The sequence below is a fragment of the Janthinobacterium aestuarii genome, from assembly GCF_046113285.1.
In the GTDB taxonomy this organism is placed as follows: domain Bacteria; phylum Pseudomonadota; class Gammaproteobacteria; order Burkholderiales; family Burkholderiaceae_D; genus Janthinobacterium.
Genome location: NZ_CP142524.1, coordinates 3982563 through 4000829 on the forward strand (window position 1 = coordinate 3982563; position 18267 = coordinate 4000829).

The 18267-nt window shown below is 65.7% G+C and carries 19 protein-coding genes; 9 read left to right on the forward strand and 10 right to left on the reverse strand.

The window, feature by feature from the left end:
- Positions 1-7 precede the first annotated feature (7 nt).
- Positions 8-904 (reverse strand): ubiquinone anaerobic biosynthesis protein UbiV, encoded by an 897-nt coding sequence (locus tag OX462_RS17800; RefSeq protein ID WP_070218297.1) that lies wholly within the window; start codon positions 902-904, stop codon positions 8-10.
- Between the two features lie 9 nt (positions 905-913).
- A complete protein-coding gene (locus tag OX462_RS17805; protein ID WP_409028758.1) occupies positions 914-1948 on the reverse strand; it encodes a ubiquinone anaerobic biosynthesis protein UbiU in 1035 nt (344 codons plus the stop codon).
- Between the two features lie 164 nt (positions 1949-2112).
- Between OX462_RS17805 and OX462_RS17810 the strand changes: the two genes are divergently transcribed.
- The 7 genes from OX462_RS17810 (at position 2113) to OX462_RS17840 (ending at position 11221) form a co-directional block, all read left to right on the forward strand.
- Positions 2113-2529 (forward strand): hypothetical protein, encoded by a 417-nt coding sequence (locus tag OX462_RS17810; protein WP_070289792.1) that lies wholly within the window; start codon positions 2113-2115, stop codon positions 2527-2529.
- Between the two features lie 118 nt (positions 2530-2647).
- Positions 2648-4396 (forward strand): ribonucleoside triphosphate reductase, encoded by a 1749-nt coding sequence (locus OX462_RS17815; protein WP_409026700.1) that lies wholly within the window; start codon positions 2648-2650, stop codon positions 4394-4396.
- A complete protein-coding gene (gene nrdD, locus OX462_RS17820) occupies positions 4393-4590 on the forward strand; it encodes an anaerobic ribonucleoside-triphosphate reductase (protein WP_070218300.1) in 198 nt (65 codons plus the stop codon). The genes OX462_RS17815 and nrdD overlap by 4 nt, the downstream gene beginning before the upstream one ends.
- The gene (locus OX462_RS17825) at positions 4583-5287 is read left to right on the forward strand and encodes an anaerobic ribonucleoside-triphosphate reductase activating protein (protein ID WP_409026701.1); all 705 of its coding nucleotides are present in this window, start codon (positions 4583-4585) and stop codon (positions 5285-5287) included. The genes nrdD and OX462_RS17825 overlap by 8 nt, the downstream gene beginning before the upstream one ends.
- A gap of 148 nt (positions 5288-5435) precedes the next feature.
- Positions 5436-9491 carry a Pls/PosA family non-ribosomal peptide synthetase gene (locus tag OX462_RS17830; RefSeq protein WP_409026702.1) on the forward strand — a complete coding sequence of 1352 codons (4056 nt, stop codon included), beginning with the start codon at positions 5436-5438 and terminating at the stop codon, positions 9489-9491.
- A gap of 9 nt (positions 9492-9500) precedes the next feature.
- A complete protein-coding gene (locus OX462_RS17835; RefSeq protein WP_409026703.1) occupies positions 9501-10055 on the forward strand; it encodes a 4'-phosphopantetheinyl transferase family protein in 555 nt (184 codons plus the stop codon).
- A gap of 257 nt (positions 10056-10312) precedes the next feature.
- On the forward strand, positions 10313-11221 hold the full coding sequence (locus OX462_RS17840) for a LysR family transcriptional regulator (protein ID WP_409026704.1): 909 nt from the start codon (positions 10313-10315) through the stop codon (positions 11219-11221).
- Here the strand turns inward: OX462_RS17840 and OX462_RS17845 are convergent.
- Positions 11218-11895: a phosphoribosylanthranilate isomerase gene (locus OX462_RS17845; RefSeq protein ID WP_070311927.1), complete on the reverse strand. Its 678-nt coding sequence runs from the start codon at positions 11893-11895 to the stop codon at positions 11218-11220. The two genes, OX462_RS17840 and OX462_RS17845, sit on opposite strands and share 4 nt — an antisense overlap.
- 126 nt (positions 11896-12021) lie before the next feature.
- Between OX462_RS17845 and OX462_RS17850 the strand changes: the two genes are divergently transcribed.
- Both OX462_RS17850 and OX462_RS17855 read left to right on the forward strand, forming a co-directional pair.
- Entirely contained in the window at positions 12022-12249 is a 228-nt protein-coding gene (locus OX462_RS17850) for a hypothetical protein (protein WP_077402374.1), read from the forward strand.
- A gap of 73 nt (positions 12250-12322) precedes the next feature.
- On the forward strand, positions 12323-12736 hold the full coding sequence (locus OX462_RS17855) for a hypothetical protein (RefSeq protein WP_409028759.1): 414 nt from the start codon (positions 12323-12325) through the stop codon (positions 12734-12736).
- 80 nt (positions 12737-12816) lie between these two features.
- Here the strand turns inward: OX462_RS17855 and OX462_RS17860 are convergent, their stop codons facing one another.
- The 7 genes from OX462_RS17860 to OX462_RS17890 form a co-directional block, all read right to left on the reverse strand.
- A complete protein-coding gene (locus OX462_RS17860; RefSeq protein ID WP_409026705.1) occupies positions 12817-13851 on the reverse strand; it encodes an RNA methyltransferase in 1035 nt (344 codons plus the stop codon).
- Positions 13852-13919: 68 nt separating this feature from the next.
- Complete coding sequence (locus OX462_RS17865) at positions 13920-14261, reverse strand: zinc ribbon domain-containing protein YjdM (protein WP_409026706.1); 342 nt, start codon at positions 14259-14261, stop codon at positions 13920-13922.
- Between the two features lie 91 nt (positions 14262-14352).
- Entirely contained in the window at positions 14353-15333 is a 981-nt protein-coding gene (dmeF, locus tag OX462_RS17870; RefSeq protein WP_409026707.1) for a CDF family Co(II)/Ni(II) efflux transporter DmeF, read from the reverse strand.
- Positions 15334-15343: 10 nt separating this feature from the next.
- Positions 15344-15619: a metal/formaldehyde-sensitive transcriptional repressor gene (locus OX462_RS17875; protein ID WP_086138316.1), complete on the reverse strand. Its 276-nt coding sequence runs from the start codon at positions 15617-15619 to the stop codon at positions 15344-15346.
- A gap of 76 nt (positions 15620-15695) precedes the next feature.
- Entirely contained in the window at positions 15696-16520 is an 825-nt protein-coding gene (locus tag OX462_RS17880; protein WP_409026708.1) for a redoxin family protein, read from the reverse strand.
- Between the two features lie 70 nt (positions 16521-16590).
- Positions 16591-17271: a DUF2325 domain-containing protein gene (locus OX462_RS17885; protein ID WP_409028760.1), complete on the reverse strand. Its 681-nt coding sequence runs from the start codon at positions 17269-17271 to the stop codon at positions 16591-16593.
- 133 nt (positions 17272-17404) lie between these two features.
- A complete protein-coding gene (locus tag OX462_RS17890; RefSeq protein WP_409026709.1) occupies positions 17405-18010 on the reverse strand; it encodes a hypothetical protein in 606 nt (201 codons plus the stop codon).
- Positions 18011-18267: the final 257 nt, after the last annotated feature.

Below are 18267 nucleotides of genomic sequence, written 5' to 3' on the forward strand. Positions count from 1 at the left end.
GATGCGTTCAATGGGCGGCGTGCTGTTCCATGCCGGGCTGGCCGTGCCAATAGCCGTCGCAGGCGCCGGCCGGCTGGCAGGCCGCCAGCTGGGCCTGGGCGCCGATGCCGCTGACCTGCCCCCGGCGGGCGCGGTCGAAGATGGCAATCACCTGTTCCGTATGCATGGCTTGCGGACTGATGCGCGCCACCGACACGCCCATGTCACGCATGGCGTCGAGTTCGCGCACCAGGTTGTAGACGAGCGCCGACTGCGTCTGCGTGCCATTGAGTACGAGGAAGGGCACTTCGTCGCGCGTGCGCAGCAGCAGGCCGTCCGGCTCTTCCAGGCAGCTGTAGCCGCAGTCGTCCTTCGGCAGGTTGCGGTTGCGCGCCGTGAAGCAGCGCGCGGAAAACGCCAGCGGCATGCGTCCGTAGGCAAACACTTCCGTCTCCAGCCCTTCCGGTTTCTGGCGCTGCATCTCGGCCAGCGCCGTCTGTCCCATTTCCAGCGGCATCACCCAGCGCCGCGCACCGAGGCGCGCCATCAGTTGCAGGCTGGGGCCATTGAACAGGTTCAAATGGGGGCCGGCGACGAAGGATGCGCCCTTTTCCATGCAATGCACGGCGCCCATGTCGTTGGCCTCGACGCCGTAGCGCCCATTGCCCGTGATGCGGCGCAGGGTGGCCAGTTCGGCGCCCGCCTCGATCAGCGCCTGCGTCGACAGCACCACTTCCTTGCCGGCGGCGGCCAGCATGTCGGCGATATCGAGCCAGTCGGCCAGGCGCAGCTCATGCCGGCGCGAGCAGACGGTTTCGCCCAGGTACACGATATCGACGGCGGTGCCGGCGATCTGCTGGTAAAACTCGAAGACGGTGGCGCGCGGCCAGTAGTACAGCAAGGGACCCAAAGATAGTTTTAACATGTTCATCCTCTATTTCCAGGAGCGGTGATACGCGCCCAAGGTGTGCTGCTGGCCTTCGGCCAGCTTGTCCATGGCCGCCATCCAGCCCGGCTTGACGGCGTAGCGCGTATTGCCTTCGCGGCAGGCGTCGATCGCTTCGCGCCACACGCGCGTCACCTGCGCCACATACGCGGGGCTGCGCTGGCGCCCTTCGATCTTCACGGCGCGCACGCCCATGGCGATCAGCTGCGGCAGCAGCGCCAGCGTGTTCAGGCTGGCCGGCTCCTCGATGGCGTAATACTCTTCGTCGTTGACTTCGAAACGCCCCTTGCACAGGGTCGGATAGCTGGCGTTTTCGCCCGGTGCGTAGCGGTCGATCAGCACGCCGTTCAGGCGCGATTCGAGGCCGTTCGGCGTTTCCAGCCAGCGCACGGATTTCGCCGGCGAGCACACGCCGTGCGTGTTCGGCGCCTCGCCCGTCGCATACGACGACAGCGCGCAGCGCCCTTCGACCATCACGCACAGGCTGCCGAAGCCGAAGACCTCGATCTCGACGTCCGTCTTGCTGATCAGTTGCTCGACCTGCGCCATCGACAGCACGCGCGGCAGCACGGCGCGGGCGATGCCGAAGTGTTCCTGGTAAAAATTGATCGCTTCGTAGTTGGTGGCCGAGCCTTGCACGGACAGGTGCAGGCGCAGCTGCGGGTGATGCTCGCTTGCATACGCCATCAAGCCCGGATCGGCGACGATCATGGCGTCGATGCCGGCTTGCGCGGCGCGGTCGATGGCGCTGCGCCACACGGCCCAGTTGTGCGGCTGCGGATAGGTATTCAGCGCCAGCAGCACCTTGCGTCCATATTGGTGGGCGTAGCGCACGCCCTCGGCGATGGCCTTTTCGTCGAAATTGAGGCCGGCGAAATTGCGTGCATTGGTGGCGTCGCGAAAACCCAGGTACACGGTGTCGGCGCCATTGTCGACGGCCGCTTTCAAGGCGGGCAGGCTGCCGGCGGGGCAGACCAGTTCCAGCGGTCCGGCCACGCGGGTGGCGGTAGTTGATTCAAGCATCATGGTGTTCACAGTCCTGTATCGGCTCAGGGTGCAGACTATAGCCCCGCCCATACCGCCCAGTCCTTGACACAGGTGAAGGAATGCATGCATGGCTGGCGCGCGTTCAACTTGCTTGACCTGGCTGTAAAATGCCCCACTTTTTCCCTATCCGATTGCCCGCCATGACCCGCAAACCGCTGCTGATTTTCCTGCTCACCCTGTTCCTCACCGCGCTGCAGGTGCAGTGGGCCGGGCCGCCCGATGGCTATGACGCAGGGACCATCTCCGTGCTGTCGCCGGAAGTGCTGGGCGCGTATCCGGGCGTGCTGCTGCTGTTCCTGCTGGCCGTGTTCGCGCGCCGCAAGATGCCGCTGCTGCGTCAGGCCGCCATCTGCACGGGCCTGCTGGCCGTCTACTGGCTGCTGGCGAACTACGTCACCTTCGACGCGCGCGTGGCCAGCTGGAGCACCTACACGCCGCTGGAAATCTGGACGCACGTGCTGCCCGCCTCCGTCGCCAGCGTGGCCGCCTGCGGCGCCGCGTTCTTTTGCGCGAGCTGGCTGATCCTGCGCGAAACGCGCTGGAACAAAAGCGGCTGACGTGGATTTTTCACCTGCATCAAGGATTCGTCACGCAACTGCACGCGCCCTTTGACGCCACTATATTTAGTGATTAATCTCCATAAAAACACCGCATGTTGTGTTTATTGGAGGTTTCATGACGACAAATGCAGTTTCCCCCACACGCGGCCAGGTCGATGTCGCCGCGTCCATCAATGAATATCTGGACCGGCGCGACTGGCGTGTCAACGCCAACGCCAACCAGGGTTACTCGCTGGGCGGCCTGATACTCAATGTATCGGGCAAGGTCATCGCCAACTACTGGCTGGACCAGGTGTATCCGCCGGAAGTGGGCGCGGCGCACCGCGAAGCGGCCCTGCACATCCACGACCTCGACATCCTGGCCGGTTATTGCGCCGGCTGGTCGCTGCGCACCCTGCTGCACGAAGGCTTGAACGGCGTGCCGGGCAAGATCGAATCGGGCCCGCCCAAGCACATGTCGAGCGCCATCGGCCAGATCGTCAACTTCCTCGGCACCCTGCAAAACGAGTGGGCCGGCGCGCAGGCGTTCAGCTCCTTCGACACCTATATGGCGCCCTACATCCGCAAGGACAGCCTGCGCTACGAAGACGTGCGCCAGTACATGCAGGAGCTGATCTTCAACCTCAACGTGCCATCGCGCTGGGGCACGCAGACGCCGTTCACCAACCTCACCTTCGACTGGGTCTGCCCGGACGACCTGCGCGAGCAGATTCCCGTCATCGCCGGCCGGGAAATGGACTTCAGCTATGGCGAGCTGCAGGCGGAGATGGACATGATCAACCGCGCCTACATCGAGATCATGATGGCGGGCGACGCCAAGGGCAGGGTCTTCACCTTCCCCATCCCCACCTATAACATCACCGAGGATTTCGACTGGCATAGCGAAAACGCGGAACGCCTGTTCGAAATGACGGCCCGCTACGGCCTGCCCTACTTCCAGAACTTCATCAATTCGGAACTCAAGCCGAACATGATCCGCTCCATGTGCTGCCGCTTGCAGCTGGACTTGCGCGAACTGCTGAAAAGGGGCAATGGCCTGTTCGGTTCCGCCGAGCAGACGGGCTCCCTGGGCGTGGTGACGATCAACTGCGCGCGCCTGGGCCACCTGTGGCGCGGAGACGAAGCGGCCTTGATGGCGGACCTGGACCGCCTGCTGGAACTGGGCAAGACCAGCCTGGAAATCAAGCGCCGCACCATCGAGGAACTGATGCAGCAGGGCCTGTTCCCGTACACGAAGCGCTACCTGGGCACCCTGCGCAACCACTTTTCCACCCTGGGCGTGAACGGCATCAACGAGATGATCCGCAATTTCAGCGGCGACGCCTGGGACATCACGTCCGCCGAGGGCCATGCGCTGGCGATCCGCCTGCTCGACCACGTGCGCGCCCGCATGGTGGCCTTCCAGGAAGAAACGGGCCATATGTACAACCTGGAAGCGACGCCGGCCGAAGGCACGACGTACCGCTTCGCCCGCGAAGACCGCAAGCGCTATCCTGCCATCCTGCAGGCCGGCACCGTCGACAATCCGTATTACACGAACTCGTCGCAGCTGCCGGTCGGCCACACGGACGACCCGTTCGAAGCACTGGAATTGCAGGACGCGCTGCAGCGCAAATACACGGGCGGCACGGTGCTGCATTTGTACATGACGGAAGCGCTGTCGGACGCGAACGCCTGCCGCGAGCTGGTGAAACGCGCCCTGAGCCGCTTCTCGCTGCCCTACATCACCGTCACGCCCACGTTTTCCATCTGCCCGCGCCACGGCTACCTGGCCGGCAAACATGAATTCTGCCCCACCTGCGACGCGGAGCTGATCGCCCGCAAGCAGGCCCACATTGCTCCATCACTTGAGGAAACGCCATGAACGCACGTCCCGACTTCACTCCCGCCATCACCCTGCTCGACAGCGAACGCCAGCGCTGCGAAATCTGGACGCGCGTGATGGGCTATCACCGCCCCGTCGCCTCGTTCAACATCGGCAAGCAGGGCGAATTCCACGAGCGCCAGTATTTTACGGAAGCGAGCGCCCGGGTTGGCCAGCCGGCCTGCCATGGCTGAGTTGAAAGTGGGCGGCCTGACGCCCTTTTCCGCCACCGACTACCCGGGCAAGCTGGCTGCCGTGGTGTTCGTGCAGGGCTGCCCCTGGCGTTGCGGCTATTGCCACAATCCGCACTTGCAGGCGCGCACGCCCGAAGGCGCCATGCCGTGGCAGGACGTACTGACCTGGCTGCGGCGCCGCGTGGGCCTCGTCGATGCCGTCGTCTTCAGTGGCGGCGAGGCATGCATGGACCCGGCGCTGGCGCGCGCCATGCTGGACGTCAGGGCGCTGGGTTTCGGCATCGGCCTGCACACGGCCTGCATCTATCCGCAGCGCCTGCAGGAAGTGCTGCCCCTGGTCGACTGGGTCGGCTTCGACATCAAGGCGCCGTTTGCCGACTATCGTCTTGTGACCCGCGTGGCCGGCAGCGGCGACCCGGCGCGCGCCTGCCTGGACGCCATCCTCGCCAGCGGCGTCGCCTACGAATGCCGCACCACCACCCACCCGGACCTGCTGCCGGACGCACAGCTGCTGTCCCTGGCCGCCGCCCTGGCCGCGAAAGGCGTCGATAACTACGTGCTGCAGCAGTTCCGCGCCGAAGGCTGCGCGGACGCGGCGCTGTCCGGCCGCCCCCTGCACGGCTATCCGGCGGCGGCTACTGTGGCGCAAATCGGCGCCATGTTTCCCCGTTTTACATTCCGTAATCATGGCAGTTGATCATGCAGCCACATAATTATTGAAAGTCCCGCAAAATTCCCCGTTCTGCAACGCTGAAATGTCTTGCGTGCTGTAATGTATCAACTGTGCCGCGCACCATGCGCAGCCCGTCAGATTCCTCACACCGCATTACAGATAAGCGTCATCCATGAACGATTTCACCGCAGTCAGCCCAGGCATCCCTTCCACCCACGCCGACATCCTGTACGGCCCGCCGCGACCGGATCTGCTGCGCGAGGAAGTGCTGGCGGACCTGCTCGAAGCGACGGCGCGCCGCTGCCCGCAGCACATCGCCCTGATCGACGGCGAGCGCCGCATCACCTATGCGGAACTCGATGCGCAGGCGGGCCTGGCGGCGTCGCGCCTGATGGCGGCCGGCGTCAAGCCCGGCGACATCGTGGGCCTGTGGCTGCCGCGCGGCGCCCCTCTGCTGCTGATGCAGGCGGCCATCGCCAAGGCGGGCGCCGCCTGGCTGCCCGTCGATGAAGACACGCCCGTCGAACGCCTGCAGGTGTGCCTCGACGACGCCAATGGCGCTGGCGTCGTCAGCTGCGCGCAGTTCGCGCCGCGCCTGGAGCAGGCTGGCGTCGAGCGTCCCGTGTGGACCGCGGAAAGCCTGCTGGCCCCCGCCGCGCCGGGCGAACTGCTGCCCGCGCGCGGCACAGTCTTGCCCGAACACCCGGCATACGTGATCTACACGTCCGGCTCCACGGGCAAGCCCAAGGGCATATTGATCAATCAGCGCAGCATCTGCCACTTCCTGCGCAGCGAAAACGCCGTGCTGGAAGTGGCGCAAAGCGACACCGTCTACCAGGGATTTTCCGTCGCCTTCGACATGTCGTTCGAGGAAATCTGGATCGCCTACCTGGTGGGCGCCACCCTGTGGCTGGGGCCCAAGGAGATTTCGGGCGACCCGGAAGCCTTGCCGCGCGCGCTGGCCGCCAACCACGTCACCGTTCTCCATGCCGTGCCTACCCTGCTGGCCCTGTTCGCCGAGGAAGTACCGAGCCTGCGCCTGATCAACCTGGGCGGCGAGATGTGCCCCGAGTCCCTGGTCGAGCGCTGGTCGCGCCCGGGCCGCGCCATGTTCAACACCTACGGTCCCACGGAAGCGACCGTTTCGTGCAGCCTGGCGCGGCTGCGCCCCGGCGAACCCGTCACCATCGGCACGCCGCTGCCCAACTACGGCTTGCTGGTGCTGCAGGTGGCCGAGCCGGGAGAAAACCGTCCCTTGACATTGCTGGCGCGCGGCGAAACGGGAGAACTGTGCATCATCGGCCCCGGCCTGGCCGAGGGCTATCTGGGCCGGCCCGACCTGACGGTGGAAAAATTCCTGCCCAACCCGTGGGCGACCAGCGACGATGACGCGCGCCTGTACCGCACGGGCGACCTGGCCCGCATCGATGCGGACGGCCAGGTGCTGTGCCTGGGCCGCGCCGATGACCAGGTGAAGATACGCGGCTTCCGCGTGGAGCTGGGCGAGATCGAAGCCGTGCTGGCGCAGCAGCCGGGCGTGGGCACGGTGGCCGTCCTGCTGCGCAAGGATGACGGCATCGACCAGCTGGTGGCCTACATCGTCGGCAGCGACGAGGCGCCCGGCGACGCCCTGGCGGCGAAAACCCTGCGCGCGGCCCTGAACCTGCACCTGCCGCCCTACATGGTGCCGGGCCGCTTTGAATTGCTGCCGCTGATGCCGCGCCTGACCTCGGGAAAAATCGACAGAAAAGCCTTGAAAGCCATGCCCCTGTCTGCCCCGCCGGCCGGCGAGGCGGGGATCTCGGACGTGCCGGAAACGCCGGCCGAAGCGGCCCTGTTCGCGGCCCTGGCCAAGCTGTTCCCCGGTCAGGCCATCTTGCGCCAGCTGGACTTCTTCAGCGACCTCGGCGGCCACTCCTTCCTGGCCGCCCGCCTGGCGTCCGCCCTGCGCGCCGATCCGGCCTACGCCCACATGACGGTACGCGACATTTATCAGAACCGGCAGATCGGCAAGATCGCCGCCGTGCTGAACGAAGCGCCCGCGCTGGCCACGCCGGAAGCGGATTGGACGCCGCCGTCGGCCTGGAAGCGCTGGATCTGCGGCGCGGCGCAGGCGGCGGCCGTGCCGGGCCTCGTCACCCTGCGCATGGCGCAGTGGATGGCGCCGTTCTTCACCTACCACTTCTTCACGGGCGACACGGGCGACACCGTGCCGCGCGCCATCGCCGCCTCGATCGGCGTGTTCTTGCTGGCGACCCTGGCCGAATTTGCCATTGCGATTGCCGGCAAGTGGCTGATCGCCGGGCGTCTGAAACCGGGCAGCTATCCGCTGTGGGGCGTCACCTATTACCGCTGGTGGCTGGCCGACCGCCTGGTCGAATCGGCGCCCGCCTACCTGCTCAGCGGCTCATCCCTGAACAGCTGGTGGCTGCGCGCGCTGGGCGCGAAAGTGGGCAAGGAAGTGGTCATCGGCTCGATGACCCTGCGCGCGCCCGACCTGCTGTCCATCGGCGACAACGTCAGCGTGGGCAATGCCGTCAACTTTGAAAACGCCCGCGTGGAACGGGGCCGTTTGCTGCTGGGGCAGATCAGCATCGGCGACGATGCCTGCATCAGCTCTTACGCTATCCTGGAAGGCAATACGCAAGTAGGCGCCTTCGGTCACCTCGAGGGCCAGTCGGCACTGGCCGACGGCGCTTCGGTGCCGGCCGGGCGCGTCTGGACGGGATCGCCCGCGCGCGAAATCGGCCCCTATGACCGGGCCAGCCAGCCGCCGCGCCCCGCCGTCTCGCGCCTGCGCCTGACGGGCGAAACCGTGTTCTTCTGCTTCGGCATGGTCCTCATCGCCGTGCTGTTCTTCATGCCCGTCTTCCCCAGCTTCGTGCTGATCGACTGGTTCGACGAGCGCGAAATGATGCCGTGGCTGCAGGGGCGCGACGTGACGACCCAGCTGGCCCGCTACTTCCTGCTGGCCTTCCCCGCCAGCGCCGTGCTGATCGTGCTCACGGCCCTGCTGTCGGCCGCCATCCGCTGGGGCGCGCTGCCGCGCCTGAAACCGGGCAGCTCGCCCGTGCACAGCAATATCTATTGCGCCAAGTGGCTGGTCAGCCATATCCAGGAATCGAGCCTGAACGTCCTGCACGGCATCTACGCCACCGTGTACGCGCCGTACTGGTACCGCCTGCTGGGCGCCAAGGTCGGCAAGGGCGCCGAGATTTCCACGGCGCTGGGCGTGGTTCCCGACATGCTGACACTGGGCGACGACACCTTCATCGCCGACGCCGTCATGCTGGGCGACGAGCAGATCGACGGCGGCTGGATGACCATGCGCCCCACCGTCGTCTCGCACCGCAGCTTCGTCGGCAACGGCAGCTATATCCCGGACGGCACCGTGCTGCCCGAACATGTGCTGATCGGCGTGCACACGCACGCGCCGCGCAATGAGCAGATGCACAGCGGCGATACCTGGCTCGGTTCCCCGCCCATGCATTTGCCCGCGCGCGAACAGGTCAGCGGCTTTGCCGAGCACCTGACGTTCAAGCCGTCGCTGCTGCGCCGCCTGGGCCGCAGCCTGATCGAAGCGTTCCGCATCGTCGCGCCGCACGCCGTGGTGATCGCCGTCGGCTACACGCTGGTGCTGGACGTGATGCCCATCGCGGGCGCCGGGCGCTGGGGCGAAGTGGTGAGCGACCTGGCGATCGCCGGCATCGCCTACGGCATCGGCAATTTTTTGGTCGTCGTGCTGTTCAAGTGGCTGCTGCTGGGACGCTACCGCAAGCACGCGGCGCCCATGTGGACGCCGTTCGTGTGGATTTCGGAAGGCGTGACCAACCTGTATGAAGGCATCGCCGTGCCCAACTTCATGCGCTACCTGCGCGGCACGCCGTGGCTGCCGCTGGCCTTCCGCCTGTTCGGCTGCAAGATCGGCCGCGGCGTCTACATGGACACGACGGACATCACGGAATTCGACTGCGTGCACATCGGCGACTACAGCGAATTGAATGCGCTCACCTGCCCGCAAACGCATCTGTTCGAAGACCGCGTGATGAAGATCGACCACGTGGAGATCGGCCAGCGCGTCTACATGGGGCCGCGCAGCTCCGTGCTGTACAGCGCCAAGGTGGGCGACAATGCGCGCCTGGGACCGCTGACCCTGGTGATGAAGGGCGAGCACATCCCCGCAGGCAGCAACTGGGCGGGCTGCCCGGCCGCGCCTTTGCGTAGCTGATTGCAGCTGATGGATTTTACGGTGCTTTGGGCGGGCGACGGCGTGCTGGTGATCGGCATCGTGCCGCCGCCATCCCGCATGGAAGCACGCGCGCACCTGCGCCAGGCCGTGCGCGAAGCGGCGGCGCAGTGGCAAAACCTGGACGTCGGGGAGATTACAGTGGAATCGACACCGGGCGCCCCTCCCCGTTTGCTGCTGGCCGGCCGCGCGGCCAGCCTGTCGTTCAGCCATGACGAAGGACTGTCGCTGGCAGCCATCGGCCTGCACGGTCCCGTTGGCATCGACGTAATGCGGGTGCAGGACATTGCCGACTGGTTCCATCTGGCACGCGATTATCTGGGGCCGCAGGTGGCGCAGGAACTGGCCGCCGGCCCCGATGCGCAACGCCCGCGGCGCCTGGCGCAGGCATGGACGGCGCGCGAGGCGGCGCTCAAGTGCGCGGGCAAGCCGTTGGCGGAGTGGGATGGGGTGGCATTGAATTACAAGGTACAGCAGATCGCCTTGCAGGACGAATTTGTTGCAATGCTGACAACCTCGAAGACGAAGACCGGGGTCGGACCCTGAGGGTCCGACCCCAGCATTTTCGCCGTTGGGCTTCTATGCGAAACGTACATCAATCCTCACTATCCAATCCTGAGCGACCGCCGCCGATCTGGACGAAAATCAGTTTTACGATAATACTGACGAGCAGTCCCAGCACCCCGATCAATTCCAGCATGGTCTTTCCTTTGCAGTGACAGCAGACCAGGCCACTGTAGCGCGAACGCCGGGGCCAGGCCAATATCAAATCAGGCAGTCTCCGATCTCGAAAAGGCATACGATTGATTTCCATCAGACAGTTCCGCTACTTTGTCGAAGTCGTCGATGCGGGCAGCTACTCGCGCGCGGCGGAAAAGCTGTACATCGCGCAGTCGGCCCTGAGCCGGCAAATCAAGGAGCTCGAGGGCGAGGTGCAAGCCCTGCTGCTGACGCGCGACGCGCGCCATATCGAGCTCACGCACGCCGGACAGGTCTTTTATGAGCGGGCCAGGCGCATCATCGACGACATCGAGGAAACCGTGCGCCAGACGCGCCACGTGGGACAAGGCGCGCAAGGCATCATCCGCCTGCTGCATTCGAGTTCCGTCACCCTCACGCCCGCCATCGGCGCCGTGCTGAACCGGCTGCTGGCGCAATTCCCCGGCGTTTCGCTCGACGTGTCGAAAGGCTCGTCGGAAAACCAGGCGTTTGATATCGAAGAAGGCCGCGCCGACCTGGGCCTCGTGCGCCTGCCCACCCTGCGCAAGCACGCCAACATCGTCGTGCGCGAACTGTACGCGGAAAAACTGGTGGTGGCCGTGTCGGCGATGTCGCCGCTGGCGGCGCTGGAGCGCACGACGATCGCCGCCCTGCGCGACGAAGCGTTCGTCTCTATCCCGCACAAGGACCGGGGGGGCCTGAGCTACCTGGTGGCGGGCCTGTGCCTGGCGCAGGGCTTCTTCCCGAAGGCGGCGCGCGCCCTGTCGCGCAAGACGTCGCAGCTGAACCTGATCGAGGCCAATATGGGCATCGCCATCGTCCCCGACAGCATGCGCCTGGTGGCGCCGCCCGGCGTGCGTTTTATCGCCCTGCCGGACGAGGAATCGCACTCCGTCGTGGGCCTGATCTCGCCGCGCGCAGCCAGCGGCATGGTGGCCGCGTTTACGGAAGCGTTCGTGCGCGAGATGAACGCGTCGGCAACGGCGGCTTAGCCTTCCGCATACAGCGCCGCATCCACGTCGCGCACGGCCGCCATCAGCAAGGCCAGCTTCATGACATCGAGCTGGCCGTCCGTACGCACGCGCGAGCACAGGTCGATGCCGTAGGGGCGTACCTGGCGCAGCGCCTCCATCACGTTGTTCGCATCGAGGCCGCCGGCCAGGAAGACGGGACGGGGGCTGGCGCGCACGAAGCGCGCACTGACGGACCAGTCGTGCGTGCGGCCCGTGCCGCCCAGTTCCGGCACAGCCGCGCCGGGGCGTCCCGAATCGAGCAAAAAAGCGTGGACATGGGGCGCGTAGGCGGGGATCAGCGCCAACGCCTCCGGTCCCTCCACGTGGATCACCTGCACGCGCCGCACGTGCGGCAGCAAGCGCGCCAGCTGCGCCACTTCGCCGGGGTCGATATGGCCGACGATCTGCACGGTGGACGGCTGCGTGGCGCGCACGTGTTCGGCGATGGCCGCCGCCGTCGTCTCGGACGTCAGCAGGAAGGTGGCCACGGGAGGCGGCGTCCAGGCGGCGATCTGCGCGATGCGCGCGTCGGGAATCGGGCCGGGGCCGGACGGCATGGCGGCCACCAGGCCCAGCGCGTCGGCGCCGGCGGCAATGGCCAGTTGCGCTTCGTCGATGGAAGCGATGCAGCAGATCTTGATGCGGGTTCTCATGGCCTTGCGTACTCCGTCGGGATGATCAACATTACAACACAGGGCGGCGCGCGCGCCAAGACACGCGGTCAAGGCCGCGCACGATTGTGTGCCAGAATGGGGACCTGCCCACATCCAGAGGAATCCATGGCCGACTACAAGAACCCTAGCTACGTGGCCCGCTCCATGCACCCGCGTTTCGATGAACTGACCTCGCCCGGCGAAGCCGTGCCGTATTCGGGCATCTACCGCTGCGACGGCTGCGCGCACGAGATCGTCTCGACGGAAGGCCACGTCATGCCGCCGCAAAACCACCACCAGCACAGCAGCGAACAGGGCCCCATCCGCTGGCGCCTGATCGTCAGCCCCCGCTGATTGACATGCGCCAGGCGGCGGACGATACTTGATTGATCCCGGATCGCCATTGGAACGTCACTGGAACACCAGCATGCGCATCGTCGATTTTGAAGTCCGCAAGGAGTGCCCGCCGCAGCTGTGCGACTGCGAGCGCGAGCGCCTGCTCGACGATCCGCAGGCGGACCTGTCCATCCTGCGCCTGAACCTGACGGAAGAAAAGCGCCTGCTGGCGCACATCGAGGGTATCGCCACGTATGCACAGCTGCAGAAGCTGCAGCGGCTGTTGAAGAGCAACCTGGGCGTGGAATTGCAGATCGTGCCGGGCAGCGGCGAAGTGCGCACCGTGCGCGGCTTCCAGATCCGCCTGCTGGAGCGGCCCGGCCTGTGCCGCAAGACGCGCGCCGCCATTCCCGCCGCCGTGCGCCGCTGTCTGGCAGCGCATCCCGAGATCGCGTTTGCGATATTGAATGAAAATGATTTGCTCGGTGGGATGCGGGCCGAGTAGGTCGGATTAGCGGGCACCGCGTAATCCGACATCATTGTTGGCGTATGGGCGAATGTCGGATTACGCTCCGCTAATCCGACCTACGCCGTCACGCTGGAACGAATGGCAATGACCTTGCCTTTCGCTTCGCGCGCCCTTAACTGCCCGCAGCCGCCCTCCACGTCCTGCCCGGCCGAATCGCGCAATTTGGTCAGCACGCCGCGCGCGTGCAGGGCGGCGGAGATGGCCCGCGCCTTGTCCCAGCTGGGACGCCTGAACGGCAAGTCATCGATGGTGTTATACGGGATCATGTTGAGCACCGCGTACTTGCCCTGCAAGAGCGCGACGATGCCGTCCATCTCGTCGTCGCCATCGTTGACGCCCTCCATCAGCGTCCACTGGTACTGCACAGGGTAGCCGGTCAGGCGCGCATACGCTTCGCCGAAGTCCACCAGCTCGCGCGGGGTGAGCCTGGGTGCGCGCGGCAGCAGCTGTTCGCGCAGCGCCGGCTTCGTCGTGTGCAGCGACAGGGCCAGCGCCGGCTTGACGCGACCTTGCGGAAGGCGCTCGAAGGCGCGCGGGTCGCCCACGGTGGAGAACACGAGGTTCTTGTGGCCGATATTGCCCTCCGTGCCCAGCAGCTCGATCGCTTCCATCACATTGTTCAGGTTATGCGCCGGTTCGCCCATGCCCATGAAGACGACTTTTTTCACCGGGCGCAAGGTGCGCGCCAGCACCACCTGGGCGACGATCTCGCCGCTGGTGACTTGCCGGATCAATCCGTCACGGCCCGTCATGCAGAACTGGCAGCCGACGGCGCAACCGACCTGGCTCGACACGCACAGGCCGTCGCGCGGCAGCAGCACGCTTTCCACCGTCTGGCCGTCGTGCAGCCCCACCAGCAGGCGCGCCGAACCGTCGGCACCCGGATGGGTGCTGAGCAGTTTCAGCATGCCCTGCAGTTCGAGGTCGAGCGCAGGCAAGGCGTCGCGCACGGGCAGCGGCAAAAAGTCTTCGGCGCGGCGCCGGCCCTGGTCGTGCGGCTGGCCCTGTATCCAGTCGCGCAGCACGCGCTGTTCGTGCAGGGGCTTGGCGCCCAGGGCGCGCAGGCGCTGGCGGAGATGGTCGATTTGCATGGGGTCTGAAATAAAAAACGGCGCGCCGGCAACAATGCGAGGCGCGCCGCGAATGGCAAGGAAAAGTCTTACACTTTCTTGACGAATTCCGTCTTCAAGCTCATGGAACCGAAGCCGTCGATCTTGCAGTCGATGTCGTGGTCGCTGTCGACCAGGCGGATGTTCTTGACCTTCGTGCCCATCTTGACGACACCGCCGCCGCCCTTCAATTTCAAGTCCTTGATGACGCTGACCGTGTCGCCGTCCTGCAGGATATTGCCGGCCGAATCGCGGTACACACGGGCGCCCTCATCCACGGCTTCGCCAGCCGTGGCCGACCATTCATGCGCGCACTCAGGGCAGATCAACTGGCTGCCGTCTTCGTACGTGAATTCGGATTGGCATTGCGGGCATGGTGGTAATGTGCTCATTTTCTTCTCTGTCTGGTGAACAGCGCGTGCTGTAAAAGCCGACATTATACGGCCTACGCCCCGCATCAACGGGCTTTTTTCCCCATCATTATCAAGGCCGGCGAATAATCTCGATGGTGCTGTGGACGATTTCCTCGTGGATGCCGATGCGCGCGCGCAGTTCGGCGGCCGTCAATGCAGCGTCGCGGCTGACGACGGACAAGGCGCACGAATACAGCTGCTTGCCGACTCGCCACACGTGCAGGTCGACGATGCGCGGCGTGTCGCCGGCGCTTTCCACTTCCACCGCTTCGCGGATTTCATCCACCACGGGGTGGTCCATCTCGCGGTCCAGCAAGACCTTGCCCGTGTCCAGCATCAGCTTTTTCGCCCACAGCGCCACCAGCATGGCGCCCGCGATACCCATCACGGGATCGAGCCACTGCCAGCCGTAAGCCCACGCGCCGGCCAGCGCCACGATGGCCAGCACGGACGTGGCCGCGTCGGCCAGCACGTGGATGTAGGCGGCCTTCATGTTCAGGTCTTCGCCATGGCCATGGTGGTCGTGGTGGTCATGGTGCCCGTGATGGTCATGATGGTCGTGGCCATGGTGGTGGTCGTGGTCGTGGTGGCCGCCGAGGATCAGCGCGCACACGAGGTTGACCGCCAGGCCGAAGGCCGCCACCGCCATCGCCTGCGGATAGTGGATGGGCTGCGGCGAGAACAGGCGCTCGACGGAAGCGGCCACCATCAGCACGGCCACGCCCAGCAGCAGGATGGCGCTCGTATAGCCGGCCAGCACCTCGATCTTCCACGTGCCGAAGGCAAAGCGGGGGTCGCGCGCATAGCGGCGCGCCGCCGCATACGCAAACGCGGCCAGGCCGATGGCCAGCGCGTGCGAACTCATATGCCAGCCGTCGGCCAGCAGGGCCATGGAGTTGTACCACCAGCCGGCGACGATTTCCAGCACCATGGTGGCCAAGGTGATCCACATGACAATGCGCGCGCGGCGTTCCGCCTTGTCGCTGGCGGCGCCGAAGACGTGTTCGTGCTGCCAGGCGGAGAGGTCTTCGCTGAGGGATTGCGTTTTCATGACGTTCTCCTTATTTGAGGTAGGTGCGCAGGATGCCCGCGATGTCGTCGGCGCCCCTGGCCCGCTCCTCGCCGGAGATATCGGGACTGGCCACGTGCTCGCGCAAGTGCTCCTCGATCACTTCGGCCATCAGGCCATTGACGGCGCCGCGCACGGCGGCGATCAGCTGCAGCACTTCGCCGCAGTCGCGGCCCTCTTCCAGTCCCCGCTCCAGGCCTTCCACCTGTCCCTTGATGCGCTTGACGCGATTGAGCAGCCTGGTCTTGTTGTGCGCCGTGTGGCCCATGATTCACTCCGATAAATACTATAGGGGGGTATACTATCAGAAAGCGCCATGGCTACGTCAACAAGGCATACCCGCCTCAGGGAACGGGGGCGATCTTCTGCAGCTTGCTGGCCAGCGAAGCGTCGGACAATTCGCCCAGGTGCGTATCGGCCAGCCGCCCCTGCGCGTCATAAAACAGGGTGGTGGGCAGGGCCGAGGAACCGGCCGCCTTGCCCAGCGCCGCCTCGCCGTCGAGCACCACGTTGCGCAGGGTCGTGCCGCTCCTGTCCAGGAAAGCGCTGGCCGCCGCCGCATCCTCGCGCTGGTTCGCGTACACGAAGACGATATCGGCGCGCGCCTGCTGTGCGGCGGCCAGCACGGGCATCTCGCGCCGGCATGGCGGGCACCAGCTGGCCCACAAGTTGACCACCATGGGCTTGCCACCGGCCAGCGCCGCCAGGCTGGTGGAGGTGCCGTCGAGCGCATGCAGGGCCACGGCCGGCAAGGCCGCCGGCTTGTCGTACGCCAGCCCCAGCCCTGCGCTCAACACGCCCCAGGCCAGCGCACCGCAGGCCACGCTGATGGCCAGCGGCCGGCGCATGAGCGCCATGGCGGGACCCCGGCAGCGCCACGCGGCGATGGCCAGCGCGGCCGCGATGCCAGCCGGCGCCAGGAAGCCGCCGTCGCGGATATTGAGGATGGACGCGGGCGCGGCCAGATACTGTTCGTGCCAGCGCAGCACGAACGCCACGCGCGCCCCCAACAGGCCGGCGATCAGCATGTCGGAAACGAGGGGGCCGGCGTCCGGCAGCCGGCGGTGCTTCCGCAGCCACCACGCCGCGCCGTAGGCGACGCACAGGGAAACGAACAACAGGACCAGGCCCGTGGGCAGGGCCAGGGGACCGATTTGCAGGGACAGCATGGGCGCTCGCTATGACATCGAATGGATGGCCATTCTGCCCCATGCGGATTAAGCAGGCGTTAATCCGGCATCAAAAATCGGCCAGCGCCTCCTTGCGCACGAAATGCATGGCTTGCGGCTGGTCCACCAGCACGCACTGCTTGCCCGTGCGCTTGCAATGGTCATGCACGCGCCAGTAGGCATCGTGGCTGACGCAGCCCGTCTGGCAAATCACCAGGTCGGCCGCCACCAGACCGGCTTCCAGCGCCGCCGCGTCGTCGGCGCCGTCATCGCCGCCCGCATGGTGCAGGAAGCGCCCGCCGGCCTGCTCGATGGCCAGCTGCGCCACGTTGGCGCCGGCCGCGTGCTGGCCCGGTGCCAGGCTTGAATAATTGCCCACATACAGCACGGCTTTTTCGCGCACGTCGGCCTGCAAGGATGGCGCCGGCAGCCACTGCAGGCGCAGCAGCTCGCGCATCAGGTCCTGCACGCGCTCACCGAGCCACTCGACCCGGCTTGCCAGCCTGGCACGCGTCGGCAAGCCCGGCACGCTGGCCGCCAGTTCGGCCAGTTCATCGCGCGCCAGCGCCAGCCTGGAATCGCGGATCACCACCTGCGCCCGCGCGCGCATCAATTCCGACTCCAGCTGCGCGATGCGGGCCGCCTGCGCCGCCAGCTGCGCACTGCAACGCGCCTGCGCCCGCCCATATTCGCCCATCAGTACGCGATGCTCGTGCGCGATCGCGTCCTCGTTGCCATACACACTGCCCATCATGCCCTCCTTCACTACCCGTGGCGCCATGGCGCCAGCCCATTGCACCCCCATAGCGCTGAATTATAAATGAGAATCATTATTATTTGTGTATGCACGTGCACGCAGCAGGGATATGCGAAGGCGACCGGCTTCACGCGGCCGGCGGGCAGGACAGCATGCGTTTCCAGACATCGTCCTGCACTTGCCGCACCTGCCGCAGGGCATCGGGGCCGCGATAGATATCCAGCGTGTTCGGCCACGCGATATCGATGAACAACTGCCGTACCGGATCGATCAGCAGCGACTGCCCCACATAGTTCCCCTTGATCTCACCCTTGTTGACGACCAGCAGGCGCGCGCCGCCCGCAAGCGCCCGCTCGTCCAGCGCCACGCCGCTGCGCTCGGCCACGTCGCGCAGCCAGCGCTCGCGCCAGCGCGCCTGCTCCGCGAACTGTCCCTGTGGCGGCCGGTCCAGCTTGACGACGGCCGCCACGGGGCCGCCTGTGCCCGCCTGCAGCGAAAAGCCCATGCGTTCCTGCAGTTCGACCGTGTAGGCCTCCCCCTTGACGTCGATCTGGTAGCGCCCCGCCCCGTCCTGTACCAGCAGGTCGGCCTGATGGTAGGCAGGTTTGACGCAATTGGCGTACTGATAGGCGAGCACATCGAGGAATGGTGGTGCGACCGGGGTGGACGCCGCCATGGCGGGCGACAGGCTGGCCCATAAGGCCGCTGCGGCCGCGTATTTGATCTTGCTCATGCTTGCTCCGGTTCACGTAAAAGACGATGACGGCCGAAAAATATCTGCGGCACGCCATCGAGCCGCTCATGGTAGCTATTTTGAATATTTCTTTCTGGCACAAGATTCAATTGAATCGCGCTTGTTGAATCACTATTTCTAGTATGTAATCTTGCAAACAAGTCATTACATCAACTGCCAGTACGTTTCCCTCATCACACGGAGTCCCAGGCAATGTCCGCATTTTTCCATGTAAACGCATCTTCCTTACGCGTCGA

Bases quoted from the DNA above. Each gene is read 5' to 3' on its own strand.
- OX462_RS17800 (WP_070218297.1), bottom strand. From the start codon at position 904: ATGTTAAAACTATCTTTGGGTCCCTTGCTGTACTACTGGCCGCGCGCC.
- OX462_RS17805 (WP_409028758.1), bottom strand. From the start codon at position 1,948: ATGCTTGAATCAACTACCGCCACCCGCGTGGCCGGACCGCTGGAACTG.
- OX462_RS17810 (WP_070289792.1), top strand. From the start codon at position 2,113: ATGACCCGCAAACCGCTGCTGATTTTCCTGCTCACCCTGTTCCTCACC.
- OX462_RS17815 (WP_409026700.1), top strand. From the start codon at position 2,648: ATGACGACAAATGCAGTTTCCCCCACACGCGGCCAGGTCGATGTCGCC.
- nrdD (WP_070218300.1), top strand. From the start codon at position 4,393: ATGAACGCACGTCCCGACTTCACTCCCGCCATCACCCTGCTCGACAGC.
- OX462_RS17825 (WP_409026701.1), top strand. From the start codon at position 4,583: ATGGCTGAGTTGAAAGTGGGCGGCCTGACGCCCTTTTCCGCCACCGAC.
- OX462_RS17830 (WP_409026702.1), top strand. From the start codon at position 5,436: ATGAACGATTTCACCGCAGTCAGCCCAGGCATCCCTTCCACCCACGCC.
- OX462_RS17835 (WP_409026703.1), top strand. From the start codon at position 9,501: ATGGATTTTACGGTGCTTTGGGCGGGCGACGGCGTGCTGGTGATCGGC.
- OX462_RS17845 (WP_070311927.1), bottom strand. From the start codon at position 11,895: ATGAGAACCCGCATCAAGATCTGCTGCATCGCTTCCATCGACGAAGCG.
- OX462_RS17850 (WP_077402374.1), top strand. From the start codon at position 12,022: ATGGCCGACTACAAGAACCCTAGCTACGTGGCCCGCTCCATGCACCCG.
- OX462_RS17855 (WP_409028759.1), top strand. From the start codon at position 12,323: ATGCGCATCGTCGATTTTGAAGTCCGCAAGGAGTGCCCGCCGCAGCTG.
- OX462_RS17860 (WP_409026705.1), bottom strand. From the start codon at position 13,851: ATGCAAATCGACCATCTCCGCCAGCGCCTGCGCGCCCTGGGCGCCAAG.
- OX462_RS17865 (WP_409026706.1), bottom strand. From the start codon at position 14,261: ATGAGCACATTACCACCATGCCCGCAATGCCAATCCGAATTCACGTAC.
- dmeF (WP_409026707.1), bottom strand. From the start codon at position 15,333: ATGAAAACGCAATCCCTCAGCGAAGACCTCTCCGCCTGGCAGCACGAA.
- OX462_RS17875 (WP_086138316.1), bottom strand. From the start codon at position 15,619: ATGGGCCACACGGCGCACAACAAGACCAGGCTGCTCAATCGCGTCAAG.
- OX462_RS17880 (WP_409026708.1), bottom strand. From the start codon at position 16,520: ATGCTGTCCCTGCAAATCGGTCCCCTGGCCCTGCCCACGGGCCTGGTC.
- OX462_RS17885 (WP_409028760.1), bottom strand. From the start codon at position 17,271: ATGGGCAGTGTGTATGGCAACGAGGACGCGATCGCGCACGAGCATCGC.
- OX462_RS17890 (WP_409026709.1), bottom strand. From the start codon at position 18,010: ATGAGCAAGATCAAATACGCGGCCGCAGCGGCCTTATGGGCCAGCCTG.